Annotated in this window: 22 protein-coding genes; 14 read left to right on the forward strand and 8 right to left on the reverse strand. The window is 64.8% G+C overall.

Features of this window, described 5'->3' with window-relative positions; translation table 11 throughout:
- Positions 1-119 precede the first annotated feature (119 nt).
- The 4 genes from KYT87_RS20645 to KYT87_RS20660 all read right to left on the reverse strand — a co-directional run bounded on the left by KYT87_RS20645 (position 120) and on the right by KYT87_RS20660 (position 5,276).
- Positions 120-1,373, reverse strand: coding sequence for a glycine betaine/L-proline ABC transporter ATP-binding protein (locus KYT87_RS20645; protein WP_120156559.1), 1,254 nt, complete (start codon positions 1,371-1,373; stop codon positions 120-122).
- A complete protein-coding gene (locus KYT87_RS20650) occupies positions 1,370-2,227 on the reverse strand; it encodes a proline/glycine betaine ABC transporter permease (protein WP_046807274.1) in 858 nt (285 codons plus the stop codon). The genes KYT87_RS20645 and KYT87_RS20650 overlap by 4 nt, the downstream gene beginning before the upstream one ends.
- Positions 2,228-2,500: 273 nt before the next feature.
- The gene (locus tag KYT87_RS20655) at positions 2,501-3,502 is read right to left on the reverse strand and encodes an ABC transporter substrate-binding protein (RefSeq protein WP_219990744.1); all 1,002 of its coding nucleotides are present in this window, start codon (positions 3,500-3,502) and stop codon (positions 2,501-2,503) included.
- Positions 3,503-4,001: 499 nt separating this feature from the next.
- Positions 4,002-5,276 carry a class I SAM-dependent methyltransferase gene (locus tag KYT87_RS20660; protein WP_219990745.1) on the reverse strand — a complete coding sequence of 425 codons (1,275 nt, stop codon included), beginning with the start codon at positions 5,274-5,276 and terminating at the stop codon, positions 4,002-4,004.
- Positions 5,277-5,482: 206 nt separating this feature from the next.
- Here KYT87_RS20660 and KYT87_RS20665 point away from each other — a divergent pair, with 206 nt between their 5' ends.
- The 6 genes from KYT87_RS20665 to KYT87_RS20690 all read left to right on the forward strand — a co-directional run bounded on the left by KYT87_RS20665 (position 5,483) and on the right by KYT87_RS20690 (position 11,423).
- The gene (locus KYT87_RS20665; protein WP_104144188.1) at positions 5,483-6,631 is read left to right on the forward strand and encodes a Bcr/CflA family multidrug efflux MFS transporter; all 1,149 of its coding nucleotides are present in this window, start codon (positions 5,483-5,485) and stop codon (positions 6,629-6,631) included.
- Between the two features lie 337 nt (positions 6,632-6,968).
- On the forward strand, positions 6,969-7,205 hold the full coding sequence (gene rpmB, locus KYT87_RS20670) for a 50S ribosomal protein L28 (RefSeq protein ID WP_006385639.1): 237 nt from the start codon (positions 6,969-6,971) through the stop codon (positions 7,203-7,205).
- A gap of 37 nt (positions 7,206-7,242) precedes the next feature.
- Entirely contained in the window at positions 7,243-7,410 is a 168-nt protein-coding gene (gene rpmG, locus KYT87_RS20675) for a 50S ribosomal protein L33 (protein WP_003810296.1), read from the forward strand.
- Positions 7,411-7,558: 148 nt separating this feature from the next.
- Positions 7,559-8,788, forward strand: coding sequence for an ABC transporter substrate-binding protein (locus tag KYT87_RS20680; RefSeq protein WP_219990746.1), 1,230 nt, complete (start codon positions 7,559-7,561; stop codon positions 8,786-8,788).
- On the forward strand, positions 8,788-10,665 hold the full coding sequence (locus tag KYT87_RS20685; RefSeq protein ID WP_120156561.1) for an ABC transporter permease: 1,878 nt from the start codon (positions 8,788-8,790) through the stop codon (positions 10,663-10,665). Before KYT87_RS20680 ends, KYT87_RS20685 begins: the two co-directional genes overlap by 1 nt.
- Positions 10,662-11,423 carry an ABC transporter ATP-binding protein gene (locus KYT87_RS20690; RefSeq protein ID WP_219990747.1) on the forward strand — a complete coding sequence of 254 codons (762 nt, stop codon included), beginning with the start codon at positions 10,662-10,664 and terminating at the stop codon, positions 11,421-11,423. Before KYT87_RS20685 ends, KYT87_RS20690 begins: the two co-directional genes overlap by 4 nt.
- Here KYT87_RS20690 and KYT87_RS20695 read toward each other — a convergent pair.
- From KYT87_RS20695 to KYT87_RS20710, 4 genes are all read right to left on the reverse strand, one after another.
- Positions 11,399-13,204, reverse strand: a complete 1,806-nt coding sequence (locus KYT87_RS20695; protein WP_219990748.1) for a SulP family inorganic anion transporter — start codon at positions 13,202-13,204, stop codon at positions 11,399-11,401. The two genes, KYT87_RS20690 and KYT87_RS20695, sit on opposite strands and share 25 nt — an antisense overlap.
- Before the next feature lie 233 nt (positions 13,205-13,437).
- The gene (locus KYT87_RS20700) at positions 13,438-14,310 is read right to left on the reverse strand and encodes a phosphonopyruvate hydrolase (RefSeq protein WP_219990749.1); all 873 of its coding nucleotides are present in this window, start codon (positions 14,308-14,310) and stop codon (positions 13,438-13,440) included.
- Positions 14,311-14,425: 115 nt separating this feature from the next.
- Positions 14,426-14,974, reverse strand: coding sequence for a hemerythrin domain-containing protein (locus tag KYT87_RS20705; RefSeq protein WP_046807266.1), 549 nt, complete (start codon positions 14,972-14,974; stop codon positions 14,426-14,428).
- Positions 14,975-15,002: 28 nt separating this feature from the next.
- Positions 15,003-16,163 (reverse strand): D-alanyl-D-alanine carboxypeptidase family protein, encoded by a 1,161-nt coding sequence (locus tag KYT87_RS20710; protein WP_082134647.1) that lies wholly within the window; start codon positions 16,161-16,163, stop codon positions 15,003-15,005.
- Between the two features lie 288 nt (positions 16,164-16,451).
- Between KYT87_RS20710 and KYT87_RS20715 the strand changes: the two genes are divergently transcribed.
- The 8 genes from KYT87_RS20715 to KYT87_RS20750 all read left to right on the forward strand — a co-directional run bounded on the left by KYT87_RS20715 (position 16,452) and on the right by KYT87_RS20750 (position 25,362).
- On the forward strand, positions 16,452-16,910 hold the full coding sequence (locus KYT87_RS20715; protein ID WP_046807265.1) for an HU family DNA-binding protein: 459 nt from the start codon (positions 16,452-16,454) through the stop codon (positions 16,908-16,910).
- A gap of 144 nt (positions 16,911-17,054) precedes the next feature.
- Positions 17,055-17,573, forward strand: coding sequence for a MarR family winged helix-turn-helix transcriptional regulator (locus KYT87_RS20720; RefSeq protein WP_046807264.1), 519 nt, complete (start codon positions 17,055-17,057; stop codon positions 17,571-17,573).
- A 132-nt stretch (positions 17,574-17,705) separates the two neighbouring features.
- Positions 17,706-18,947: an MFS transporter gene (locus KYT87_RS20725; protein WP_104144194.1), complete on the forward strand. Its 1,242-nt coding sequence runs from the start codon at positions 17,706-17,708 to the stop codon at positions 18,945-18,947.
- Positions 18,948-19,047: 100 nt separating this feature from the next.
- Complete coding sequence (leuS, locus tag KYT87_RS20730; RefSeq protein WP_219990750.1) at positions 19,048-21,705, forward strand: leucine--tRNA ligase; 2,658 nt, start codon at positions 19,048-19,050, stop codon at positions 21,703-21,705.
- Between the two features lie 11 nt (positions 21,706-21,716).
- The gene (gene lptE, locus KYT87_RS20735) at positions 21,717-22,379 is read left to right on the forward strand and encodes an LPS assembly lipoprotein LptE (protein WP_046807800.1); all 663 of its coding nucleotides are present in this window, start codon (positions 21,717-21,719) and stop codon (positions 22,377-22,379) included.
- 3 nt (positions 22,380-22,382) lie between these two features.
- Positions 22,383-23,438: a DNA polymerase III subunit delta gene (gene holA, locus KYT87_RS20740; RefSeq protein WP_120156567.1), complete on the forward strand. Its 1,056-nt coding sequence runs from the start codon at positions 22,383-22,385 to the stop codon at positions 23,436-23,438.
- 106 nt (positions 23,439-23,544) lie between these two features.
- Positions 23,545-24,825: a glutamate-5-semialdehyde dehydrogenase gene (locus tag KYT87_RS20745; protein ID WP_046807802.1), complete on the forward strand. Its 1,281-nt coding sequence runs from the start codon at positions 23,545-23,547 to the stop codon at positions 24,823-24,825.
- 156 nt (positions 24,826-24,981) lie between these two features.
- Entirely contained in the window at positions 24,982-25,362 is a 381-nt protein-coding gene (locus KYT87_RS20750; RefSeq protein WP_185975433.1) for a hypothetical protein, read from the forward strand.
- Position 25,363: the final 1 nt, after the last annotated feature.

The following is a 25,363-nucleotide window of genomic DNA, read 5'->3' on the forward strand; positions in this document are numbered from 1 at the left end:
GGAACGCCGGACGCGTGGCCGGCCAGCCATCATAAAACGACTTTGCCCGGCTGCAAGCGGATTGCAACCGGGCAACGTCGATACGTCCCAAAACAGCGGGGCGCAGGGGTGCGAAAGGGTCAGGCGGCCTGGTCGCGGGGCTCGTGCACGGGTTCGCTTGCCAGATCCATCGCGGCGGGTTCCGCCGTGGCGTTTTCCGTGAGCGCCGGCGTCACCAGTTCAACGACCTTCTTGCGCGACAGCATGCCCAGGAATTCGTCGTCTTCGCCGGTAACGGCAACCGGTTGGTCGCTGTGCACCAGTTGGGCCAGCACTTCGCCCAGGCCGGCGGTGGCCGGCACGGACGCCAGGTCTTCCACGAAACGCGACACATCGCGCACGCCTTCCTGGATGGCCTGCTCGGCCGCCTTGGCGGTCAGCACGCCGGCCAGGCGCTTGCCGTCCAGCACCGGCGCGTATTCGTAGTCCATGGCGCGCATGCGGTCCAGCGCGTGCGCCGGACGCGAACGCATCGTCAAGGTCAGGCGCGCGGGGTTGACGGCGTGCGTGGCGTTCAGCACCTTGGTGCGGTTCACGTCTTGCAGGAAGGACTGCACGTAGTCGTTGGCCGGATTCAGCAGGATGTCTTCCGGCGTGCCTTCCTGCACCAGTTCGCCGTCCTTCAGGATGGCGATGCGGTTGCCCAGGCGCAGCGCTTCGTCCAGATCGTGCGTGATGAACACGATGGTCTTGTTCAGCTTGGCTTGCAGTTGCAGCAGCTGGTCCTGCATTTCGCGGCGAATAAGCGGGTCCAGCGCCGAGAACGCTTCATCCATCAGCAGGATTTCGGCGTCGGTGGCCAGCGCCCGCGCCAGGCCCACGCGCTGCTGCATGCCGCCGGACAGCTGGTGCGGATACTGGTTTTCGAAGCCGGCCAGGCCCACCTGCTCAAGCCAGTCGCGGGCGCGCTTCTCGCGTTCAGCCTTGCCCACGCCCTGCACCGTCAGGCCGTATGCGGCGTTGTCCAGCACGGTGCGGTGCGGGAACAGGCCAAAGCGCTGGAACACCATGCTCATCTTCTTTTGACGGAAGATTTCGAGGTCTCGCTTGTTCAGGCTGACGACGTCCACGCCATCGACCAGGATGTGGCCGGCGCTGGGTTCGATCAGGCGGTTGAAGTGGCGGATCAGCGTCGACTTGCCGGACCCGGACAGGCCCATGATGACGTAGATGCTGCCCTCTTCAATCGACAGGCTGATGTCGCGCAGGCCCAGCGTGTGGCCGCTTTCGGCCAACAGCTGTTCCTTGCTCATGCCGCCCTGGGCGGCCGCCAGCCATTTCTTCGGATGCGATCCGAAGACCTTGTAGATGTTCTTAACTTCGATCTTGCTCATCGCTGGCCTCCCATGCGCATGCGCTGTCCATACGATTGCGTGATCCGGTCGAACAGCACGGCCAGCACCACGATACCCAGGCCCGCCAGCAGGCCACGGCCCACTTCCAGGCGGTTGATGCCCAGCAACACTTCATAGCCCAGGCCGCGCGCGCCGATCATCGACGCAATCACCACCATGGACAGCGCCATCATCGTGGTCTGGTTGATACCGGCCATGATGTTGGGCAACGCCAGCGGCAATTGCACGCCAAACAGTTGCTGGCGCGGGTTGGCGCCAAAGGCGCGCGACGCTTCCAGCACTTCGCGGTCGACCAGGCGGATACCCAGGTCGGTCAGGCGGATCAGCGGCGGCACGGCGTAGATCACGGTGGCGATGATGGCGGGGATCTTGCCCAGGCCAAACAGCATCACAACCGGAATCAGGTAGACGAAGCTGGGCATCGTCTGCATCACGTCCAGCACGGGCAGCATGATGGAACGCAGCCAGTTGATGCGTGCCATCAGCACGCCCAGCGGGATGCCGATCAGCACCGACAGGCCCGCGGCCATGATCATCAGCGCCAGCGTCTGCATGCCAGCGTCCCACAGACCCAGCACGCCGATGACGCACAGCAGCGCGCCCATGGCCAGGCTCAGGCCGATGCGGCGGCTGACGCCCCACGCGATCGCGATGGTGACGGCGACGACGGCCCACCAGGGCGAGTTGCGCAGCAACTGCTCCAGCCACACCAGGGCGTGCAGGACCGGCTGAGACAGGGTCTCTAGCGTGTCCGCGTAGTTGGTGACCAGGTGATCGACGAACCCGTCGATCGCCGCCCTGACCTGACGGGCGGGAATAATTTCAGGAAACATAGTTTCGACTCCATTCTTTGGCGCTTTCCGGCGGCCGGTGGCCACCACGCATTCCGGATTCCGGAGGGGCATGCGGCCGGGGCGCTTTCTTGACGAAAGCGGGCCACAAAGCAGGCCACATACGGTGCAACGCCTTTTGCTGGCGGCGGGGTAACAAACGCCCGGCCAGCGGCCATCTCAGGGGAAAAAGCCCGATGCAAAGACCGCAACGGGCTTTTTCCCTTAAGGCGGCCGGCCCGCGCCATGACAGCGCGAGGCCGACTTCCGATACGGTTACAGCGCGCTTTGGACGCGCGCGGCGACGTCGGCGGGAACCCACTTGGTCCAGACGTCGGGCTTGTTCTTCAAGAACCACTTGGCCACGGCGTTCGATTCATCACCGGACTCTTCCATGTGGGCCAGGGTTTCGTTGATGACCGGCAGCGGCACCGACACCTTGGACAGGAACTCGGTCAGCGTGGGCGCTTCTTCCGAGAACTTGGTGTTCACCGCCGTGAAGACGGGGTTGTCCGGATAGGCGCTGGGCTCGGGCTTGGCGCACTTGGTCGACGTCAGGCACTTGTGCTTTTCGGCATCGTAAGGCGGCATGTCGAGCTTGACCAGATCCATCGCGCCCACCAGCGGCGTGGGGGACCAGTAATAGAACACCACGTTCTGCTTGCGCTTGTAGGCCGACATCAGCGCGGCTTTCTGCGCGGCGCCCGTGCCGGGCGAGTACAGGGTGTAGGTGTCGTCCAGCTTCAAGGCGTGGAACAGGTTGTTGCTGGTGACTTCGCAACCCCAGCCCGCCGGGCAGCCGTAGAAACGGCCCTTGCCGGGTTCTTCCGGATCCTTGAATTCGTCCTTGAACTTGGGCAGGTCGGCGGCGGACTTCAGTTCGGGCAGGCGTTCAGCGGTGTAACGCGGGATGTACCAGCCTTCGGCGCCCATGTACAAGTCGCCGATGCGCTTGACCTTGCCGGTCTTTTGCGCGCGGTCCCAGGGGTCTGCCACGCTGTTCAGCCAGATTTCGGTATTGATATCCAGATCGCCGCGCTCCAGCGCGGCCAGGGCAGGCAGCGTTTCCGTCGGCAGGGTTTCGGTCTTGCAACCGTAGCCCTTTTCCATGATGAAACGTTCGACATCGACCAGAACCAGGTTGGATTCCCAGTTCATGGCGCCGAAATTGACCGGGCGCTTGATTTCACACTGCGGAGCGTCGGCGGCTTGGGCCGCGCCGGCAAATGCAAACATAACGGCCGCGGCGGCCAGGGTCTTGACAGGGGTAAAACGCATTGGCTTTTTGCCTCCATAGGTTCAAGGACACACGCCGGGTCTGGCCCGGAAGTGCCGTGGAGCTAAGGGGGTTGTGCGGAAGACGGGCAGAACCGCCAATACAAACCGACACTAGCGACAAGAACAACCGCAAAGGCGCGGGTTCTTGCAAGACAGGAGTTTCAAAAACATGGTTTTTGAAAACCCACAGAAATTGAACAAAACTGAACGAAGAAGGCAGCATCTTAAACGAAATTGCTGCGCTGCCCAAGTCCAAGCCTGAATAAGTCAGATACATTCCCGGCCGAAAAGCTACGGGATTACCCTTGTCGATCAGGGGTGGTTTATGAATTTCCCCTGGGGAATATTGGTATCAAACAGCCGATACATTCAGTTAATATTTTAATCTTATCAGTACATACAACGCGTTCCAGCGGCCCGAAAAGCGCGTTCCGGTCCGCGGTCGAAGGCTTTTTATTGTCCTTTTTCAGCTTTTATTCAGCGGATATTCAACGACTGGTCAGCGGGCCGGGCTTTCGAAGTCGCCATACATGTAGTCGCGACGCCACGGATAGGCCAGGTCGGCCGGGTTGTCCAATTCGTCGGCGCGGCCCACGGCAGGCGTCTGGCCCAGGATCTGATGCAGCGCGATCCAGCCGTGCTCGAACGCCATGGCGCAGCCGGCCAGGTACAGGCGGTAGGCACGTAGCGACCGGGCGCCCTCTTCCCCGTGCAGCACCTGCGCCGCTTCGGGAAGCCGGGCTTCCAGCGCATCGCTCCATGCCCACAGCGTGCGGGCGTAATGCGGGCGCAGGTTTTCAACGTCCACCTCTTCCAGGCCGCCATTGGTCATCGCCTGCATGACCACGCTGATGTGCGTCAGCTCACCGCCGGGAAAGATGTACTTTTCGATGAACTCTCCCATGCCGTTGCCCAGTTCGGCGTTGTAGACGCCCGCCGCGGTGATGCCATGGTTCATGATCAGGCCGCCGGGACGCAACAGACGGCGCAGCTTGGCGAAATAGTCATCCAGCTGCGCGCGGCCCACGTGCTCGAACATGCCCACCGAGGCAATCTTGTCGAAGGGCGCGGTTTCATCCAGCTTGCGGTAGTCCAGCAGCGACATGCGGACCCGGCCCGACAGGCCCTTTTCCTCGATCAGCTTTGTCACATAGGCGTGCTGGTTGCGCGACAGCGTGATGCCGGTGGCGTCCACGCCATAGTGCTCGGCGGCCCACAACAGCAGCCCGCCCCAGCCCGCGCCCACATCCAGAAAGCGTTCGCCCGGGCGCAGCCGCAGTTTGCGGCAGATGTGATCCAGCTTTGCCTCCTGGGCCTGTGCCAGCGTCATGTCCGGCGTGCGGAAATAGGCGCAGGAATACACCCGGCGCGGGTCCAGCCACAGCGCATAGAAGTCATCCGACAGGTCGTAGTGGAATTCGATCTGCTTGGCGTCGCGCTCGATGGAATGGCGCCACACCGACATCACGCGGCGCACCAGTTCGGTCAACCAGCCGCCGCGCGCGGCCTCCACGGGCGAGCCCGGCAGCAACGCCGAGGCGGCCGCCATGACGTCGCGCATATTGCCTTCGATATCGATGCGCCCTTCCACGTAGTCCTGCCCCAGCACGCCGACGGCGCCTTCGGCCAGGTGCACCAGCGCGGCCTTGTCGTGCGTGACGAATCGCACGCGCGGATCGGGCGGCCCGACCACCGCGCCATCGGGCAGCACCAGTTGCACCGGCACCGGCAGGGCTTGAAGTTTGCGTTCCACGACAGACAGCAAAGGATTCACGGCATCTCCACTGAACACGACAGGTCGTCGGCGACTTTATCGGAAAAGCGGTGACATTTCCCTGTCAGGTGGCGCGTGATAAAGTCGCTGGCTTGGCGCTGAACGGACGGGTAACCGAGACGCGCGCCCTGTCCCTGCGTTTTACCGCGATCACCATGTCCCCATCATCTGTTTCCCGCAGCGGCCTGCCCGGCTGGCTCATTCTCATGGGCGCGCTGACCGCGATCGGTCCGTTCGCCATCGATATGTATTTGCCGGCGTTCCCGACCATCGCGGCAAACCTGGGCGTGCCGCGCGGCGATGTCGAACGCACGCTGGCCGCCTACCTGATCGGCCTGGCGCTGGCGCAGGTGTTCTACGGCCCGATGGCCGACCGCTTCGGCCGCAAGCCGCCGCTGATGGTGGGCCTGGCGCTGTTCATGATTGCCTCGCTGGGCTGCGCGCTGTCCGGCTCGGTCCAAGCGCTGACCGGCTGGCGCGTGGTGCAGGCCATGGGCGGCGCGGCCGGTATCGTGATCCCGCGCGCCGTCATTCGCGACCACTACGAAACCCACGAAGCCGCGCGCGCGATGTCGCTGCTGATGCTGATCATGGGGCTGGCCCCGATTCTTGCACCGCTGGCGGGCGGGCAGTTGCTGGCCATCGCGTCCTGGCGCAGCCTGTTCTGGATCATGCTGGCTGGCGGCGCAATGCTGATGGTGGCCGTGGCCCGCATCATGAAGGAATCGCTGGCGCCCGAACGCGTGGTGCCACTGCGCTGGAGCACCATCTTGCGCAACTATCGCGACCTGTTCCGGCATCGTGGCTTCATGGCGCACAGCCTGGCGGGCGGTTTCGGTCAGGCCGGCATGTTTGCCTACATCATTGGATCGCCGCGTGTCTTTATCGAGCTCTACGGCGTGCAGCCGCAGTACTACGGGCTGCTGTTCGGCACGAATGCGCTGTCGCTGATCGTCTGTTCGCAGATCAGCGCGCGACTGCTGCGCACCTATCAGCCCCGCCAGTTGCAGCGTTACGCGCTGACGTCGCTGGCCATTGCCAGCCTGGTCGCGGTGGGCTTGACGCTGGCCGGTTGGATGACGTTGCCTCTCTTGATGGTGTGCTTGATCTGCTACATGGGCAGCCAGGGCTTCGTAAATCCGAATTCGGCCGCGCTGGCGCTGTCGGACCAAGGCAAGCGCCTGGGCGCGGCGTCGGCGCTATTGGGGACGCTGCAATTGTCCTGCGGCGCGTTGGCCGGCTTTGCCGTCAGTGCCTGGCAGACCGACAGCGCCCTGCCCCTGACCACCACGCTGGCCACGTGCGCGTGCCTGTCCTGGATCTCGGGGCGTGTGGCGCGTTCGCACACCGCCTGACGCACTGTCGCTTGATCTGCCTGCGTTTTTCGTATTAGAATCTACGTCTTCACATGAAGTTTCCCGTGCGGGACTACTATGCTTTGTAGTTCAGCACTCTGACCCCAACCGCGCATTTCGGTACTTTGGCAACAACCCAGGTACACGGCGGATGGCAGGCAGCGGGTATAAGCACGGGGCAGGTTCCACTTGCCCCTCATCCACTAAGACTGGGTGGCCGGCAGCGCAACACAGTGCGCACCAAAAGCGCACTACAGCGCACTACAGCCCGGCGGCTAAAACCCTGTCTACCTCCCCCAAGCGATGCGCGACAAGAACGACATAAAGAGGTGCATCCATGGCACGCGTATGCCAAGTGACCGGCAAAGGCCCGATGGTGGGCAACAATGTTTCGCACGCGAACAACAAGACCAAGCGTCGCTTCCTGCCCAACCTGCAATCGCGCCGGTTCTGGGTTGAAAGCGAAAACCGCTGGGTTCGCCTGCGTGTTTCGGCCAAGGCCATCCGCACGATCGACAAGAACGGCATCGACGCCGTGCTGGCCGAAATGCGTGCCCGCGGCGAACTGGCCTAATCGGCCTCCCCGCCAATCTACATACTAGGAGCACGACATGGCCAAAGGTATCCGCGAAAAGATCAAGCTCGAGTCGACTGCCGGCACGGGTCATTTCTACACGACGACCAAGAACAAGCGCAACATGCCCGAGAAGATGCTGATCAAGAAATTTGATCCGGTCGCTCGCAAGCACGTTGACTACAAGGAAACCAAGCTGAAGTAATTCAGCCGGTTTTCCAGGTAGTGAAAAGCCCCGCCCCGCGGGGCTTTTTTTGTTGGCGCGGAGCGTTTTTTATTATTGCCGCGCGGCAAAGGGGCGTGCTTCAATTGGCCGCTACCCTGCCCCCGACCCCTTGCCTGCGATGACCGCCATGCTTCGTCCCTGCCTTACTTTGCTGCGCCGCGCGCTCGCGCCCGCACTCCTGGCCCTGGCACTGACGCCTGTTGGCGCCGCCACCGCCAAGGACAAGGAACCGCCCATACGCATCGGCGAGATCAACAGCTACAAGGCCATTCCCGCCTTTCTTGGTCCCTACAAAAAGGGCTGGCAATTGGCGGTGGAAGAGGTCAACGCCGGTGGTGGCGTGTTGGGCCGGAAGCTGGAAGTGATTTCGCGCGATGACAACGGCAACCCGGGCGATTCGGTACGCGCCGCCCAGGAGCTCATTGCCCGCGAAAAAGTAGAGCTGATCTTCGGCGGCTTTCTGTCCAACACCGGCCTGGCGCTGACCGACTTCGCCAAGCAGCAGCAGGTGTTTTTCCTGGCCGCCGAGCCGCTGACCGACAAGATCACCTGGCAAGAGGGCAACCGCTACACCTGGCGCCTGCGCCCGTCCACCTGGATGCACGTGGCGGCGCTTGCGCCCAAGGCCCTGGCCTTGCGCAAGAAGCGCTGGGCCATCGTCTACCCCAATTACGAATACGGGCAGTCCGCCGTGGCCACCTTCAAGGCCATGATGAAGTCGTTCCAGTCGGATGTGGAATTCGTGGCGGAACAGGCCGTGCCGCTTGGCAAGGTAGACGCGGGCGCCGTGGTGCAGGCCCTGGCCGACGCCAAGCCCGATGCCATCTTCAACGTGCTGTTCGCCGCCGACCTGACGCGGTTTGTGCGCGAGGGCAACACGCGCGGCTTGTTCGAGAACATGCCGGTGGTGTCCGTGCTGTCGGGCGAACCGGAATACCTGGAACCGCTGGGCGCCGACACGCCCAGCGGCTGGATCGTGACCGGCTACCCCTGGTACGCCATCGACACCCCCGCCAATACCACCTTCGTGGACGCCTACAAGAAGCGCTACAACGAAACGCCCAAGGTGGGCTCGGTGGTGGGCTATGCGTCCCTGATGTCGATCGCCCAGGGGCTGAAAGCCGCCGGCGCCGTGGATACGGAAAAGCTGGTGGACGCGTTTGGCGGCCTCAAGGTGGACACGCCCTACGGCCCGATCCAATACCGCAAGATCGACCACCAATCGACGATGGGCGTCTACGTGGGCGTCACGGCGGTGGAAGACGGCAAGGGCGTCATGAAAGACTTCGCCTACATCGACGGCGCGCGCTTGCAGCCGCCCGATGAGCAGGTGCGCAAGATGCGTCCCACCAACTGATGAGCCTGTCGGGGCTGCTGTCGCAGCTGCTTAACGGCCTGGCGGACGCCAGCGCCTTGTTCCTGGTGGCCGCGGGCTTATCGCTGATCTTCGGCGTGACCCGCGTGGTGAATTTCGCCCACGGCTCTTTCTACATGCTGGGCGTGTACCTGGCCTGGACCTTCACCAACTGGTTCGGCACCGGCCCCGCTTATTGGCTGGGCTTGCTGCTGGCCGCGCTGGTGACCGGGCTGGTCGGCCTGGCCGCCGAATGGTTGGTGCTGAAGCGGCTGTACCGCGCGCCCGAACTGTTTCAACTGCTGGCCACCTTTGCACTGGTGCTGATCATCGGTGATGCGGCACTGGCCATCTGGGGCCCCGAGGACCTGTTCGCCGCGCGCGCGCCGGGCCTGTCCGGCGCCGTGCAGATTCTCGGCCGGCGCTATCCGCAATATGACCTGCTGCTGATCGCCGCCGGCCCCGTCGTGCTGGGGCTGCTGTGGCTGCTGCTGATGCGCACGCGCTGGGGCCGTTTGCTGCGCGCCGCCTCCGAAAACCGCAACATGCTGGCCGCCCTGGGCGTGAACCAGGCGTGGCTGTTTACGTCGGCCTTCACGCTGGGGGCGTTTCTGGCCGGGCTGGGCGGCGCGCTGGCCGCACCGCGCGTGCCGGCCACGCTGGGCCTGGACCTGGAAATCATCGCCAGCGCTTTTGTCGTGGTGGTGGTGGGCGGGCTGGGCTCCATTCCCGGCGCGTTCCTGGCCGCGGTGCTGATCTGCTCGGTCAAGGCTGTCTTCGTATTCTTGGGCCAGGTCGCCATCGGCCCCTGGGTGTTCAACCTGTCCAAACTGACCTTGCTGGCGGAATTTGCCGTGATGGCGGTCGTGCTGGTGGTGCGCCCCTGGGGATTGCTGGGCCAGCCGCCTGCCCCCGCGTCGCACGCCGGCGCGCCCGAACGGCCCATTACCCCCGCCGGCCCGCGTACGCGCTACGCCTATGGCGCGCTGCTGGTGCTGCTGGCCCTGGTGCCCGTCGCCACGCTGCAATGGCCGTATCTGGGCATCCTGATGACCGAGATCCTGATCGCCGCCCTGTTCGCCGCCAGCCTGCATTTTCTGACCGGCCTGGCGGGCATGACGTCGTTCGGCCACGCCGCCTGGTTTGGCCTGGGCGCGTATGGGGCCGCCCTGCTGCTGAAGCTGGCCGCCATCCCCATGGAAGCCGCGCTGTTGCTGGGCCCCTTCGCCGCGGCGTTCGGGGCGCTGCTGTTCGGCTGGTTCTGCGTGCGCCTGTCCGGCGTGTATCTGGCCATGTTGACGCTGGCCGTGGCGCAGATTCTGTGGGCAATGGCCTATCAGTGGGACGACGTCACCGGTGGCAGCAACGGCCTGATCGGGCTATGGCCGTCGGCGTGGCTGTCGCAAGGCCCGTGGTTCTATTACGTGACGCTGGCGTTGTGCGCCGCGGGCATCGCGTGGCTGCGCCGGCTGGCGTTTGCGCCGCTGGGCTACGCGCTGCGCGGCGTGCGCGATTCGCCGCTGCGCGCCGAGGCGCTGGGCATGGACACCCGCCGCGTGCAGTGGGCGGGCTTTGTCGCGGCGTCTTTCGCGGCGGGGCTGGCCGGGTCGTTGTACGCCTTTTCCAAGGGCAGCATCGCACCGGACGTGCTGGCGGTCAGCCGATCGGTAGACGGGCTGGTGATGGTGTTGCTGGGCGGCCTGCAAACGCTGGCCGGGCCGCTGGTTGGCGCGGCCGCCTACACCTGGCTGCAAGACGTTGCCGCGCGCAGCACCGAGTACTGGCACGCGGTGCTGGGCCTGGCCATCCTGGTGCTGGTCATGGCATTTCCCGATGGCCTGGCGGGCGCCGCCGCGCGCCTGAACCGGAGGCGCGCATGACCTCGCCCACCTCCCCCTTGTTGCAGGTGCAGGGCCTGCGCAAGTCCTTTGGCGGAATCGACGCCTTGGCGGGCGTGACGTTCACGCTGGACGCCGGTCAGATGCTGGCGCTGATCGGGCCAAACGGCGCGGGCAAGTCCACCTGCTTTAACGCGCTGGGCGGCCAGTTGCGGCCCGATGCCGGTTCCGTGCGGCTGGGTGGCCGCGAGCTGGTCGGCTTGTCGGCGGGCAGGATCTGCCGGCTGGGCGTGGGCCGCACCTTCCAGACCGCCGCCACGTTTCGTTCGATGACGGTGTGCGAAAACGTGCAGACCGCGCTGCTGGCGCGCGACCGCCTGCTGTTTCGCGCCTGGCGCCGCGCCGGCCGCCACGCGGTGGACGAGGCCATGAGCCTGCTGGCGCAGGTCCACATGGCGGACAAGGCCCACGCGCATTGCGGCACGCTGGCCTATGGCGACGTCAAGCGGGTGGAGCTTGCCATGGCCTTGGCGCACCGACCACGGCTGCTGCTGATGGATGAACCCACCGCGGGCATGGCCACCAACGAGCGGCACGCCCTGATGCAGCTGACGCGCCAGTTGGCCGACAGCCGGCGCATCGCCGTGCTGTTCACGGAACACAGCCTGGACGTGGTGTTCAAACACGCGGACCGCATCGCGGTACTGGTGCGCGGGGCTCTGCTGGCCGAAGGCGCCCCCGCCGTCATCGCGGCGGATGAGCGCGTGCGCGCGGCCTACCTGGGTACGGAAACACCCTGATCCGGCGAGGCTTGCGCGGGGGTCTGGCATTCCCAAAATATCCGCGCCTGGCAGCCCGCACAGATACCCCGATCCAGCCTGGCGTAGATGTCGCGCAGCGCGGTCGCCTTGTCGGGGTAGATATGGTCCGCCCCCAACCGATCCAGGAATCCCGTACGGCGCCACATGTCCAGCACTTCGGGCCGGGGACGGTGGAAATACAGGTCGCCGCCCATCGCGCGCCGCGCAACAAGTTCGTCTTCCCATACCTCGGCGCCGGCCAGATCGATGAAGTTCATGCTCTTGGCCATCACCAGCAGATGGCGCGGCGCCTCGGGCGCTTCGCGCAGCTCGTGCAGCCGCTGCGCCACGTGCGCCGCCGCACCGAAGTAGATGGACCCTTCCATGCGCAGCAATTTCAGCTGCGGGCATTCCGGCAGCGCGTCTGCTTGGTGTGCCAGCACCACGAAGCGCCGATCCGGCCCGCGTGAATCAAAGCCCATCGTGCGCATGGCGGGGCGCGAGGTGCGGTGCAGGTAGGCCATCAGCGACAGCACGGTGCCCAGCAGAATGGCCACTTCCATGCGGATCGTGACGGTGGCGGCCAGCGTGGCGCCGGCAATGGCGCATTCGCCTGGCTGCATCCGGATCAACTGGCGCCAACGCGGGATGTCCAGCAACGTCCATGCCACCAGCAACAACAGCCCCGAGATGGCGGCGTTGGGAATCATGGCCAGCAGCGGGGCGGACAGGGCCACCAGCACCACCAGCAACACCGCCGAAAATACCGCCGCCAGCGGCGTCTTGGCGCCCGCTTCGAAATTGGGAATCGACCGGTTCAACGAACCGCAGGACAAGTAGCAGGAAAAGAAGCCGCCCACGATGTTCGACAGGCCCTGCCCCACGAATTCGCGGTTGGCGTCGATACGCTGACCCGACCGGGTAGCCACCGCCTTGGCAATGGATATCGATTGCGCCAGGGCCACGATGGTCAGCGCGAAGGCCAGGCTCATCAGGTCGGGCAAGGCGCGCCAGTCCACGCTGGGCACGTGGAACGGCGGCCACGGCTGCGCGATGGCGCCCACCACCGATACCGCATCCCCACCCGCCTTGGCCACCCAAGAATTGAACGCCGCTGCCGCCACAGAACCGGCCACCAGGCCCAGCAACATGTAGGGCTTGCGCTTGTCCAGCCGCCGCACCAGCAGCGCCACGCCCAGCGTGGTCAGCGTGACCAGGACGGCGCCGGGATGCACTTGATCCAGATGCGTGCCCACACTGACAAGCAAGGCGCCCGCCCCGTGCGACGCGGGCGACGGCACACCCAGCCCGTCTTTCAAGGCATGCACGGCAATCAGCAGCGCGGCACCGCTGGTGAAACCGAACAGCGCCGACGGCGAAATGAAATGTGCCAACGACCCCAGGCGGAGCGCGCCCACCAGCCACTGCATCACCCCCACCAGCACCGTGACGGCCAGCGCCAGTTCGATATAGCCGGGGCTGCCCGCGACCGCCAGCGGTGTCAGCACCGCGAACAAGGCCAGCGAATTGGCATTGGTCGGACCCGACATCACGTGGCGGCTCGACCCGAACAAGGCCGCGACGATACAGGGCACGATCGCCGAATACAGCCCGTATTCAGCAGGCAGCCCGGCCAGTGTGGCGAAGGCGACGCCTTGCGGCAGCACCAGCAGCGCGCCCAGCAGGCCGGCGAACAGGTCCGCCCGCAACGTGACGCGGCTGACCTCGTTCACCCATGAACCGAACAGGCGGCTCGCCAGTTTGCTTGCCGCTTGCGTCATCGTGTCGCCTGCTCCATCGTGCCTCCGGGGCGCCAAAAGCCGTCTAGCGTAATCCCTCGCTGGGGTGCGCGCAACGGCCTATGCGTGCAAAAGAGGCATGCGGGAGATTGCCGCGGATAGGTGGCTTTGGTGGGGTGGCTTTGGTGGGGTGGCTTTGGTGGGGTGGCTTTGGTGGGGTGGCCTCGGATGGGGCGCTACAACGGGCATGGCCAGCGTTGACGCCTGGGGGCGGACTACTTCAGATATCGCTGCTCAAGTTCCCGCATGGCGGCATCGCCCTGCAACGCGATGATGTCCTTGACCGAAGGCAGATCGGCATCCACGGCGTGTATGCCGCCGTCGCGCCGGATGCGCGCGAACACATCGCGCATGGCGCCCACCGCCGCGCGGATGGCATGGTTGCCGTAGATCACCAAGCCCACCTTGCACAACGCCTGAATGTCGGCTTCGCGCAGTTGCGGATATGCGGTCGGCACCAGCACCAGCGGCACGCGGCCGGACCAGGCGGCTATGAACGCCAGGACCTCGTCGGGCGTGCTTTGCTTGGAATGAATCAGGATGGCGTCGGCGCCCGCGGCCTCGTAGGCCAGGGCGCGGGACAGCGCTTCCTGCTGGCCCAAGCCGGCGATCAGCGCCTCGGTGCGGGCGATGACGCAAAAATCCGCGTCCCGCCGCGCGGCGCAGGCGGCCTCGATCTTGCCCTGGAATTCTTCTGTCCGAACCAGTTCCTGCCGGCCGTCGGCGCGCAAGCTGGTGTCCTTGGGAAACGTCTTGTCTTCCATCACCACGGCCGACACGCCCGCCGCTTCGTACTGCGGCACCATATACGACACGTTGATCGCGTTGCCAAAACCGGTGTCGATGTCGGCAATGACGGGCACGTCCACCGTCGCGGCGATGGCGCGCATCATGTCCAGATGCACGGACGAGGAAAGAATGCTGGCGTCGGGCACCGCGTAGCTGGCGGACAACTCAAAGCCGCTGCCCCAGATGGCGTCAAAGCCGGCGTCGGCGGCCAGACGCGCCGCCATCGGGTTGTGCGCCGACATGGCGTGCATCAATGCGGAATCTTGCAGTATCTGGCGAAAACGAAGGTTGCGGTTCATGGCATGGCGTCGTCAGGGCGGCGCCCAGCGCGCCGGTTTGACGCATCGTAGCGTCATTTTTCTGAACGGCAATTCAGGGCGCAAGGGCTGAAAGACAGTCGAACCCCGTCGCCGCTCAGCCCGCGTCGCCGCCCCGGCGCACCGCCATGGCGTGCCCGATGGCCGCCAGCGCCTCGTCCGAAATCAGCCGCGACGCCATCGGCAGCAACTCGTCTTCCTCGCGCTGGATATGCGCGGCATAGGCCTGCGTGAATTCGCGGACCTGCTCCGCCGGCAAGGCCGCCGGCAGGCCCGCCGCGATATCGGATAAGGCCTGGCGCAGCGGCGCCCACAACGTCGCCAGGCGGCGATGGTCGTCCATCAGGCCCGCTACCAACGCATGCAGGCAGCCCGCATCCGAACCCGCCATGGAATCGATCAAGGCGGGGAACAGGTCTTCTTCTTCGTCTTCGTGATGGTGCACCGCCGCAGTGTCGAAATACCGGCGCACGCTGGCGGCGGCGGTTTGCGCGGCCTCGTCGCTGCCGTGCACGGGCAGGTGCGCGGCCAGCCGTTCAAGCGTGGCGCACTGGCGGGCGATGCGTCCGTGGCAGGCGGACAGCAGGGCCAATGGGTCATCCGATCCGGGCGCGGGCGCCGGGCCTGCGGGAATGCTCACCACCATCGCACACCTCCTGCATGTTGCTGCGCCATCAACCAGAATGGCCGCGCCACCACAGTCGAACGCTGTCCCAGGCGCGGCCGGCAAAACCTGCCTCGGCCACCGGTTCCAGCGCCACCACGGGAAACTGCATGGCGGGCTTGCCGTCCACCAGCACGCGCAACGCGCCCACCGTGTCCTGCGCCGCAATCGGCGCCACCAGCGGCAACGTCGGCGTCCACACCGGCTCGACCTTGGCGCCGGCCGGCACGGTCACATAGGCGTCGCGCGCAAAACCGACTTTCAAGCTGTCGCTTTCGCCCTTCCAGACTTCCGGCGTGGCCACGGCCTGGCCGCGCGCGTACAGCTTGATCGTATTGAAACCCTGAAAACCCCACTCCAGCAACTGCCGGCTTTCCTGCGTGCGCAGCTTGTCGGAGGCCGTGCCCACCACCACCGTAATCAGGCGGCGCTGGTCGGTGCCATTGGGCCGCCGCGCGGTGGCCACAATGCAGTAGCCGGCGGAATCGGTGTGGCCGGTTTTCAAGCCGTCCACGCTGGGGTCCAGCCACAGCAGCCGGTTGCGATTGGGCTGCGTGATCTTGTTGAAGGTGAATTGCTTGGCGGAATCGTACGTCTTGTACAGCTGCGGGTAGTCGCGGATGAAGCGCGTGGCCAGGATGGACAAGTCGCTGGCCGTTGAATACGTGCCCGGATCGGGCAAGCCGTGCGGGCTGGCAAAGTGCGTGGCATGCAGCCCAAGCTTTGCCGCCGTGTCGTTCATGCGCGCCACGAAGGCTTCCACGCTGCCCGAGACCGCCTCGGCCAGCGCAATGGCCGCATCATTGCCCGACTGGACCATCAAGCCGCGCAGCAGGTCGTCCACGCTCACTTTCGAGCCCGGCTCCAGGAACATCTTGGAACTGCCTGCCGGCACTTTCCAGGCGCGCGTGGAAATGACTACCGTTTGGCTGGACGTGATTTCTTTCTTGTTCAGAGCGTCGAACACGACGTAGGCCGTCATGATCTTGGTCAGGGACGCCGGCTCGATGCGCGTGGTGGCCGCGTGCGACGCGATCACCTGCCCGCTGGTTTCATCCAACAACAGCCAGGCCTTTGCCGACAACACAGGTTCGGGCATCGGCTGCGCCAGCGCGCTGGACAGGCATGCGGTTGCGACGAGCAGGCTCGCCGCCAATTTCTTCATCAACATATCGGTGCTTGAAATCCATGCTTTTGTTTTTCGCGACGCAATTGGAACACGGGATGCGCGGAAGGTTCAGTGATGCGCGAGGCCACGTCCGCAAGCCATTGCGCGATGGCATTTTTTTGAAGAAACCCTTGCAGGAAGCACTTTTCTGCGTGGAAAACAACAAACAACGGCTGAAAACCCGGCGGAAAACCGCTAGAACGGCTAGTCTTCCGCTATCATCGGGCGCGTGGCGTTAATTGCCGATACCCGGCGCGCGCTGCCCCATGTCCTCAACTACGGATTTTGACCATGGCCACGAAAGCAAAAGCTCCTGCCAAGAAAGTCACCAAGACCGCCGTCAAGGCACCTGCAAAGAAGGCAACCGCCGCCAAGACCGCTGTGAAGCCCGCAGCCAAGAAGGCCGTCGCCGCCAAGAAGGTCGCTGCTGCACCCAAGGCCATCAAGGCTGCAATGAACAAGACCCAGCTGGTCGCTTACATCGTTGAGCAATCGGGCGTTGAAGCCAAGGCCGTCAAGGCCGTGCTGGCCAGCCTGGAAACTTCGGTGCTGGGTTCCGTGGACAAGAAGGGCGCCGGCGAATTCACGCTGCCCGGCCTGTTCAAGGTTGCCGTGCAGAAGGTTCCCGCCAAGGCCAAGCGCTTCGGCAAGGACCCGTTCACTGGCGTTGAGCGCTGGTTCCCCGCCAAGCCGGCTTCGGTCAAGGTGAAGGTTCGCCCGCTCAAGAAGCTGAAGGACGCCGCGCAGTAATTCGCGCGACCATCCGGTCAAGCCGGAAAGGCCCGCCTCGAAAGAGGCGGGCCTTTCTTTTTGCCGCGCGATTTGCGCGAGCCGGGTTCAGGGGACTAGAATTTATCTTTACGTGAAGAAACTTCACATCAAATAAATTCGATCATGCCCACGTCCGACCTCGTCGATCTCGTCATCTCGCAATGGACCACCGAATGCCCCAACCAGGACTTCGCGGCCATGGCGGTTGTGACCCGGGTGTTCCGCCTGAACGCCTTTGCGACCCGAAACGTCAATCGCAGCTTTCGCCGCCATCACCTGCACCAGGGCGAATTCGACGTCCTGGCGACGCTTTACCGCACCGGCGCGCCGCACGCCCTGAACCCGCAGAAGTTGGTCGAAGCCTTGTTGCTGACATCAGGGGCGATGACGAACCGGCTTGACCGGCTGGAACAGGCGGGGCTGCTGGTGCGCAATCCGAACCCCGACGACCGGCGCGGCATCATCGTGTCACTGACCCCTGACGGCCTGCGCGTCATCAAGCAGGTGCTGAAGGATTACCTGAAGGATCTGGGCGAACTGCTGGATCCGCTCTCGGCCGCCGAACGCAAACAATTGGCCGGCCTGCTGAAAAAGCTGCTGATCAAGCACGATCAGGAAACGCCAGGAGGGATCGGCGTCTGACGCGCTGCCGCCCATGGCGCGGTTGCCGTAGACGTAGACGTTGATGTCGCCGTCGCCCTCGTTGCCACCGTTGCCGCCTCCCCTCTCCCTTCGCTTTCTCCCGCCATTTTCGAACCGCCTTCGCTCCGCTTCATGACAGCTTCCCCCGCCTCCGCGCCCCCCGCCCCGCCTACCCCGCCCACCCCGACGCTGACCGCGCCGATCGTCCTGTTGATGTCGATCGCGACCGGCCTGGCCGTCGCCAGCAACTACTACGCGCAACCGCTGCTGCATACGATTGGCCAGCAATTCGGGCTGTCCAACGCCGCGGCGGGGGCCATCGTCACCACGGCCCAATTGAGCTACGCGCTGGGTTTGATGCTGCTGGTGCCGCTGGGCGATCTCTTTGAACGCCGCCGTCTGATCGTGCTGATGACCTTGTTGTCAGCGGGCGGCCTGTTGATTTCTTCCTTCGCCACCCACATCGCGGTGCTGCTGCTGGGCACGGCGCTGACGGGGCTGTTGTCCGTGGTGGCCCAGATTCTGGTGCCGTTCGCGGCCACCCTTGCCGCCCCGCACGAGCGCGGCAAGGCGGTGGGCACGGTCATGAGCGGCCTGCTGCTGGGCATTCTGCTGGCTCGCACCGTGGCAGGCGTGCTGGCGGACGTGGGCAGTTGGCGCACCGTGTACTGGGTGGCCGCCGTGCTGATGCTGGGCATGTCCGCCGCCCTGTGGCGTGTGCTGCCGCGCTACCAGAGCCCCACCACGATGAGCTATCCGCGCCTGTTGGGCTCGATCCTGCGCATGTTTGTCCAAGAGCCGCTGTTTCGCGCGCGGTCCCTGCTGGGCTTTTTGCTGTTCGCCGCATTCAGCATGCTGTGGACGCCGTTGACCTTCCTGCTGGCCAGCCCGCCCTATCAATACAGCAACACCACCATCGGCCTGTTCGGCCTGGCCGGGGCGGCGGGCGCCTATGCCGCGAACCGCTTCGGCCGCCTGGCCGACCGGGGCCTGGGCAACCTGGCCACGCGCGTGGGCCTGCTGCTGCTGCTCGGGTCCTGGGGCCTGATGGCCTTTGGCCAGGTCTCGGTATTTGCCCTGTTGGCGGGCATTCTGGTGCAGGACCTGGCCATCCAGGGCGTTCATGTCACCAATAGCAGTTCGCTCTATCGCCTGCGTCCCGAAGCACGCAGCCGCCTTACCGCGGGCTACATGACCAGCTACTTCCTCGGCGGCGCCTCCGGTTCACTGGTATCGTCCTGGCTTTACGCCCATTTCGGCTGGCCCGGCGTGGTCATCGCGGGCGCTGTTCTGGGCGTGGTTACATTGGCATACGGCGTCTTGGCGCCCAGTGCGCGCATCCCCGAAACAGCCCCGCCCCCTAGCCGCGTCTAGCACCTCCTATAATCAGGGGTTTTGACCGCCACCGCGTCAGGCCGCCCCCGCGTCCACGCGGCAGGGCGGCTAGCCCTTTTTTGCCACCGTGCCCGAGCCCATGCAGGAACGTTACCTCCCCACTACCGTCGAAGCGGCCGCCCATCAAGACTGGCAGGCCCGCGACGCCTATCTGGTCCACGAACACGCGAAGAACGCCGACGGCTCCGAAAAGCCGAAGTTCTACGCCTGCTCGATGCTGCCCTACCCCAGTGGCAAGCTGCATATGGGCCACGTGCGCAACTACACCATCAACGACATGATGGCGCGTCAGTTGCGCATGCGCGGCTATAACGTCCTGATGCCCATGGGCTGGGATGCCTTCGGCATGCCGGCGGAAAACGCCGCCATCAAGTCCAAGGTGCCGCCTGCCAAGTGGACCTACGACAACATCGCCTACATGAAGAAGCAGATGAAGGCGATGGGTCTGGCAATCGACTGGACGCGCGAAATGTGCGCCTGCGATCCGCAATACTACAAATGGAACCAGTGGCTGTTCCTGAAGATGCTGGAAAAGGGCGTGGCCTATCGCAAGACCCAGGTCGTGAACTGGGACCCGGTCGACCAGACCGTGCTGGCCAACGAACAGGTCATCGACGGCCGTGGCTGGCGCTCAGGCGCGCTGGTTGAAAAGCGCGAGATCCCGGGCTACTACCTGCGCATCACCGACTACGCCGACGAACTGTTGGGCGCTGTCCAGAACGACCTGCCCGGCTGGCCCGAGCGCGTTCGCCTGATGCAGGAAAACTGGATCGGCAAGTCCGAAGGCCTGCGCTTTGCCTTCCCGCACAAGATCGCCGGCCAGGATGGCCAGCTGATCCAGGACGGCAAGCTGTACGTTTTCACCACCCGCGCCGACACGATCATGGGCGTGACCTTCTGCGCCGTGGCGCCGGAACACCCGCTGGCCACGCATGCCGCGCAAAACAACCCCGAGCTGGGCGCGTTCATCGAACAGTGCAAGCTGGGCGGCACGACCGAGGCCGAAATGGCCACGCGCGAAAAAGAAGGCATGCGCACGGGCCTGACCGTCACGCACCCTGTCACGGGCGCGGACGTCGAAGTGTGGGTCGGCAACTACGTGCTCATGACCTACGGCGACGGCGCCGTCATGGGCGTGCCCGCCCACGACGAACGCGACTTTGCCTTCGCCAAGAAATACGACTTGCCCATCGTGCAAGTCGTGGACCTGCCCGGCAAGGAATACTCCACCGCTGCCTGGCAGGAATGGTATGGCGACAAGCAGTCTGGCCGCACCATCAATTCCGGCAAGTACGACGGTCTATCGCACAAGGAAGCCGTGGACGCCATCGCGGCCGACCTGGGCGCGCAAGGCCTGGGCGAAAAGCAAACCACGTGGCGCCTGCGCGACTGGGGCATCTCGCGCCAGCGCTACTGGGGCACCCCGATCCCGATCATCCACTGCGCCGACTGCGGCCCGGTGCCGGTTCCCGAAAAAGACCTGCCCGTCGTCCTGCCCGACGACCTGATCCCGGACGGCAGCGGCAACCCGCTGGCCAAGAACGAAGCCTTCCTGTCCTGCGCCTGCCCCAGCTGCGGCAAGCCCGCGCGCCGCGAAACGGACACGATGGACACGTTTGTGGACTCGTCCTGGTACTTCATGCGCTACACCTCGCCGGGCAACGACAACGCCATGGTCGACGCGCGCAATGACTACTGGATGCCGATGGACCAGTACATCGGCGGCATCGAGCACGCCGTGCTGCACCTGCTGTACGCCCGCTTCTGGACCAAGGTCATGCGCGACATGGGCCTGCTCAATTTCGACGAGCCCTTCACCAAGCTGCTGTGCCAAGGCATGGTGCTGAACCATATCTATTCGCGCAAGACGCCCCAGGGCGGCATCGAATACTTCTGGCCCGAAGACGTTGAAAACGTCTACGACGACCGTGGCGCCATCACCGGCGCCAAGCTCAAGTCGGACGGTTCCGCCATCAACTACGGCGGCGTGGGCACGATGTCCAAGTCCAAGAACAACGGTGTCGATCCGCAATCGCTGATCGACACGCTGGGCGCCGACACGGCACGCCTGTTCGTCATGTTCGCCAGCCCGCCCGAGCAGACGCTTGAATGGTCGGATTCGGGCGTGGAAGGTTCCAACCGCTTCCTGCGTCGCCTGTGGTCCATCAGCTACGCGCGCCGCGACGCCGTGGCACGTGGCCTGGCCAATGGCGCTGACTGGTCGCAAGCCACCGCCGCCGTCAAGGATCTGCGCCGCGAGGTCTACACGCTGCTCAAGCAAGCCGACTACGACTACCAGCGCATCCAGTACAACACCGTCGTGTCCGCCTGCATGAAGATGCTGAACGCCATCGACGACGCCAAGCTGCCCGAGGACGCCGCGGCCGATGCCGCCTACGCCGAAACGCTGGGCGTGCTGCTGCGGGTGTTGTACCCGGTGGTCCCACACATCACCTGGCACCTGTGGCAAGACCTGGGCTACGCGAAAGAGCTGGGCGACCTGCTGGACGCGCCGTGGCCGCATGTGGACGAAGCCGCGCTGATCGCGGACGAAATCGAGCTGATGCTCCAGGTCAACGGCAAGCTGCGCGGCTCGATCCGCGTGGCCGCGGGCGCCGCCAAGGAAGACATCGAAAAGCTCGCTGCCAGCCAGGAAGAGGTCTCGCGCTTCCTGGAAGGCCGCCCGCCCAAGCGCGTCATCGTGGTGCCGGGCAAACTGGTCAACGTCGTAGGCTGATGAGGTCAAGCATGTACTTCGCCGGGCAACTCTCGCACTCCCCCCGCCAATCGTGGCTGCTGCGCGGCGCCTGCCTGGCGCTGTTCATGCTGCTGTCCGCTTGCGGCTTCGCACTGCGCGGCGTTACGCCGATGCCGTTCGACACGCTTTATGTCGGCATGCCCGATACCACTCAGTTCGGCGCGGACGTGCGCCGCGCGCTGCGCGCGGCCTCGCCCAATACCAAGCTGGTCGATTCGCCCAAGGAAGCGCAGGCCATTCTGCAGCAGGTTGGCGATACGCGTACGTTGCGCGAGGTGTCTCTGAACGCCCAGGGCCGGGTCGAGGAATACGAGCTGGGTATCAACTACACGTTCCGTCTCATCGACAACAAGGGCCGTGCGTTGATCCCCGACACCACCTTGTCCATCTACCGCGAAATGCCGTACGACGACCAAGTGGTGCAGGCCAAGCAAGGTCAGATCGACACCTTGTATAAAGCCATGCAGCGCGACCTGGTGTCCCGTCTGCTGCGCCGCATGACCGCACCGGACGTGCGCCGCGCATTCGAGCAGGCTGAAGAACGCGGGGAAACCGGCGAGATTCCGCTGTACGACCCGAACGCGCCGCAGCAAAAGAGCACGCCCACGCCGTGGCAGACGCCGCAAACCACCGACCCGGCGATCTTGCGCTAGCCCATGGCACAGCCTTTGGACGCGGATCGGCTTGCCGAACACCTGCAGCGCCCGGGCAACCGGCTCGCGCCGCTATACACGGTGTCCGGCGACGAGCCTTTGCTGGTCACCGAAGCCGTGGATACGTTGCGCGCCTCGGCGCGCAACGCCGGCTACACCGACCGGCTTTCGATGGTGATGGACGCCCGCAGCGACTGGAGCGCCGTCACTGCCGCAACGCAAAGCGTGTCGCTGTTCGGCGACCGCCGCATCCTTGAAATCAAGATCCCCACCGGCAAGCCCGGCAAGTCCGGCGCCGACACGCTGGCCAAGCTGGCCGAGCAGGCCGAAAAGCAGCCTGATGCCGACACGCTGATCCTCATTGCGCTTCCCCGGCTGGACAAAGCCACCCGCGAAAGCCGCTGGGTGCAGGCGCTGAACCGGGGCGGCGTGATGGTCGACATCGCCAACATCGAGCGCGGCCGGCTGCCTGCCTGGGTGGGCATGCGGCTGGCTCGGCAAAACCAGCGTGCCGACGCCGCCACGTTGCAATGGATGGCTGACAAGGTCGAAGGCAACCTGCTGGCTGCGCACCAGGAAATCCAGAAGCTGGGCTTGCTGTATCCCGAAGGCCAACTGGCGGCCGAGGACGTAGAGCGCGCGGTACTGAACGTTGCGCGCTACGATGTTTTCGGCCTGCGCGACGCCATGCTGGCGGGCGACATCGCTCGCACCATCCGCATGATCGACGGCCTGCGCGCCGAAGGCGAAGCGCTGCCGCTGGTGCTCTGGGCGGTCGGCGAAGAAATCCGCCTGCTTGCCCGCATCGCGGAAGCGCGTGCGCTGGGCCAGGACGCCAACGGGCTGATGCGTCGGTTGCGTATATTCGGCGCGCACGAGCGCCTGGCATTACAGGCGCTGAACCGGGTGCAGCCCGCCGTCTGGCCCGCAGCCGTGCAGCACGCCCACGACGTGGATCGTCTGATCAAGGGCTTGTCCGTCGCCGGACGGCTTTCGGACCCCTGGGAAGAAATGACCCGGCTGGCGCTGCGCGTGGCCGCCGCCGGCGGGCGACCTTGAAGGCCGCCCCGCGCACGCCGTCCTTTGTCCGGATATAAACTGAATCTTCAGACGGCGCTTAGGGTTACGCCCACGGGCTCCGCCGTCTCTTCCGTTGCACTCATTCATGATTGACACTGCCATGTCCTCGTCTTCCATCGAACACGCCATGCTGACCTTGGGCGAAAACGCCCGGCGCGCCTCGCGCGCGATGATGCGCGCCAACAGCGCCGCCAAGAACAAGGCGTTGCTGGCCATGGCCGACGCCCTGGCCGCCAGCCACGATGAGCTCAAGGCCGCCAACGAAAAGGATGTGTCCGCCGCCCGCGCCAACGGGCTGGAACCGGCACTGCTGGACCGCCTGACCCTGTCCGACAAAACGTTGGCGCACATGGCCGAGGGCTTGCGCCAGATTGCCGCCCTGCCCGATCCTATCGGCAGCATCACGGCCACCACGGTGCGTCCTAACGGCATGCGCGTGGCGCAAATGCGGGTCCCGCTTGGGGTCATCGGCATCATTTACGAGTCCCGCCCCAACGTCACGATCGACGCGGCCGCGCTGTGCTTGAAGTCCGGCAACGCCGCGATCCTGCGTGGCGGCAGCGAAGCTTTGCACTCCAATATCGCGTTAGGCCGGGTCGTGCAAACCGGTCTGGCCGCGGCCGGCTTGCCGCCGGACGCCGTGCAGGTGGTTGCCACCGCGGACCGGGCCGCCGTGGGCAAACTCATCACCATGACGGAACATATCGACGTCATCGTTCCGCGCGGCGGCAAGGGCTTGATTGCGCGGCTGGCGCAAGAAGCCCGTGTGCCATTGATCAAGCACCTGGACGGCAACTGCCACATCTACATTGACGCGGCGGCCGATCCGGACAAGGCGCACACCATTGCCTTTAACGCCAAGACCTACCGCTATGGCATCTGCGGCGCCATGGAAACGTTGCTGGTCGATGCCGTGGCCTCCGTTTCCATTCTGCCCACCCTGGCGGCAGCCCTGATCGAGCATGGCGTCGAACTGCGCGGCTGCCCGCGCACGATGGCCTTGCTGCCCCACATCACCCCTGCCACGGAAGAAGACTGGGGCACGGAATACCTGGGCCCGATCCTTGCCGTTCGTATCGTTGACACGCTGGATGACGCCATCGAGCACATCGCGCGCTGGGGCTCGGGCCACACCGACGCCATCGTCACCGAAGACCTGTCGGCGGCGCAGCGCTTTCAGCGTGAAGTGGATTCCAGCTCGGTCTACGTCAACCTGCCGACCTGCTTTGCGGACGGTTTCGAATACGGCCTGGGCGCTGAAATCGGCATCTCGACGAACCGTCTGCATGCGCGCGGCCCGGTCGGCCTGGAAGGCCTGACCACGCTGAAATGGGTGTTGAACGGTGAAGGCCAAGTTCGCGGCTGAACCACATCAGCCCTGGGCCTGACCGCCCGACATCGCTGACGCTGCCCTGAACACGGGGCGGCGCCAAGCCTTCTACAATACGGGCAGATTTTTTCCCCGCTTTCGTTCTGCCCTTTTTTCATCTAACGCGGCACGCCGCGCAATCTTGAGATCCCCATGCATTCACCTGTCATGGCCATGGCCTTCAGCCTTTTCGTGCTTTGCTTCATCACCTGCACGCTGAGCGGCATTGTCCTGTTTTTCCTGAAAAACAAAGAGATCAACGCCGCGTTCAAGCATCCCTATTTGCAACACCGCCCGTGGAAACAGTATCCCCTGTCGATCCAGGCGGCCATCATGCTGGACTATTTTTTCCGCCTGATGTTTCCCGGCACGCGGTTCTGGTTGATCGGCAATGCCAACGATTTGCTGGGTCACGTCGACCCCAAGAAAACGCCGCTTTCGCTGAAATGGCCCATCGTTGGCTTTTGGGGCTCGTGCTGGCTGGGCCTGATCGCCATGATCGTCCTGTGGGTGATGCTGTACCTGGGAGCCTGAG

Origin of the sequence: Achromobacter sp. ES-001 (assembly GCF_019448355.1) — a bacterium.
Lineage (GTDB): Bacteria > Pseudomonadota > Gammaproteobacteria > Burkholderiales > Burkholderiaceae_B > Achromobacter > Achromobacter spanius_B.

What these genes read in the sequence shown, in the direction of transcription:
- KYT87_RS20645 (WP_120156559.1), bottom strand. Translation starts at nt 1,373, where the DNA reads ATGAGCAAGATCGAAGTTAAGAACATCTACAAGGTCTTCGGATCGCAT.
- KYT87_RS20650 (WP_046807274.1), bottom strand. Translation starts at nt 2,227, where the DNA reads ATGTTTCCTGAAATTATTCCCGCCCGTCAGGTCAGGGCGGCGATCGAC.
- KYT87_RS20655 (WP_219990744.1), bottom strand. Translation starts at nt 3,502, where the DNA reads ATGCGTTTTACCCCTGTCAAGACCCTGGCCGCCGCGGCCGTTATGTTT.
- KYT87_RS20665 (WP_104144188.1), top strand. Translation starts at nt 5,483, where the DNA reads ATGGGCGCGCTGACCGCGATCGGTCCGTTCGCCATCGATATGTATTTG.
- rpmB (WP_006385639.1), top strand. Translation starts at nt 6,969, where the DNA reads ATGGCACGCGTATGCCAAGTGACCGGCAAAGGCCCGATGGTGGGCAAC.
- rpmG (WP_003810296.1), top strand. Translation starts at nt 7,243, where the DNA reads ATGGCCAAAGGTATCCGCGAAAAGATCAAGCTCGAGTCGACTGCCGGC.
- KYT87_RS20680 (WP_219990746.1), top strand. Translation starts at nt 7,559, where the DNA reads ATGCTTCGTCCCTGCCTTACTTTGCTGCGCCGCGCGCTCGCGCCCGCA.
- KYT87_RS20685 (WP_120156561.1), top strand. Translation starts at nt 8,788, where the DNA reads ATGAGCCTGTCGGGGCTGCTGTCGCAGCTGCTTAACGGCCTGGCGGAC.
- KYT87_RS20690 (WP_219990747.1), top strand. Translation starts at nt 10,662, where the DNA reads ATGACCTCGCCCACCTCCCCCTTGTTGCAGGTGCAGGGCCTGCGCAAG.
- KYT87_RS20695 (WP_219990748.1), bottom strand. Translation starts at nt 13,204, where the DNA reads ATGACGCAAGCGGCAAGCAAACTGGCGAGCCGCCTGTTCGGTTCATGG.
- KYT87_RS20700 (WP_219990749.1), bottom strand. Translation starts at nt 14,310, where the DNA reads ATGAACCGCAACCTTCGTTTTCGCCAGATACTGCAAGATTCCGCATTG.
- KYT87_RS20705 (WP_046807266.1), bottom strand. Translation starts at nt 14,974, where the DNA reads ATGGTGGTGAGCATTCCCGCAGGCCCGGCGCCCGCGCCCGGATCGGAT.
- KYT87_RS20710 (WP_082134647.1), bottom strand. Translation starts at nt 16,163, where the DNA reads ATGTTGATGAAGAAATTGGCGGCGAGCCTGCTCGTCGCAACCGCATGC.
- KYT87_RS20715 (WP_046807265.1), top strand. Translation starts at nt 16,452, where the DNA reads ATGGCCACGAAAGCAAAAGCTCCTGCCAAGAAAGTCACCAAGACCGCC.
- KYT87_RS20720 (WP_046807264.1), top strand. Translation starts at nt 17,055, where the DNA reads ATGCCCACGTCCGACCTCGTCGATCTCGTCATCTCGCAATGGACCACC.
- KYT87_RS20725 (WP_104144194.1), top strand. Translation starts at nt 17,706, where the DNA reads ATGACAGCTTCCCCCGCCTCCGCGCCCCCCGCCCCGCCTACCCCGCCC.
- leuS (WP_219990750.1), top strand. Translation starts at nt 19,048, where the DNA reads ATGCAGGAACGTTACCTCCCCACTACCGTCGAAGCGGCCGCCCATCAA.
- lptE (WP_046807800.1), top strand. Translation starts at nt 21,717, where the DNA reads ATGTACTTCGCCGGGCAACTCTCGCACTCCCCCCGCCAATCGTGGCTG.
- holA (WP_120156567.1), top strand. Translation starts at nt 22,383, where the DNA reads ATGGCACAGCCTTTGGACGCGGATCGGCTTGCCGAACACCTGCAGCGC.
- KYT87_RS20745 (WP_046807802.1), top strand. Translation starts at nt 23,545, where the DNA reads ATGATTGACACTGCCATGTCCTCGTCTTCCATCGAACACGCCATGCTG.
- KYT87_RS20750 (WP_185975433.1), top strand. Translation starts at nt 24,982, where the DNA reads ATGCATTCACCTGTCATGGCCATGGCCTTCAGCCTTTTCGTGCTTTGC.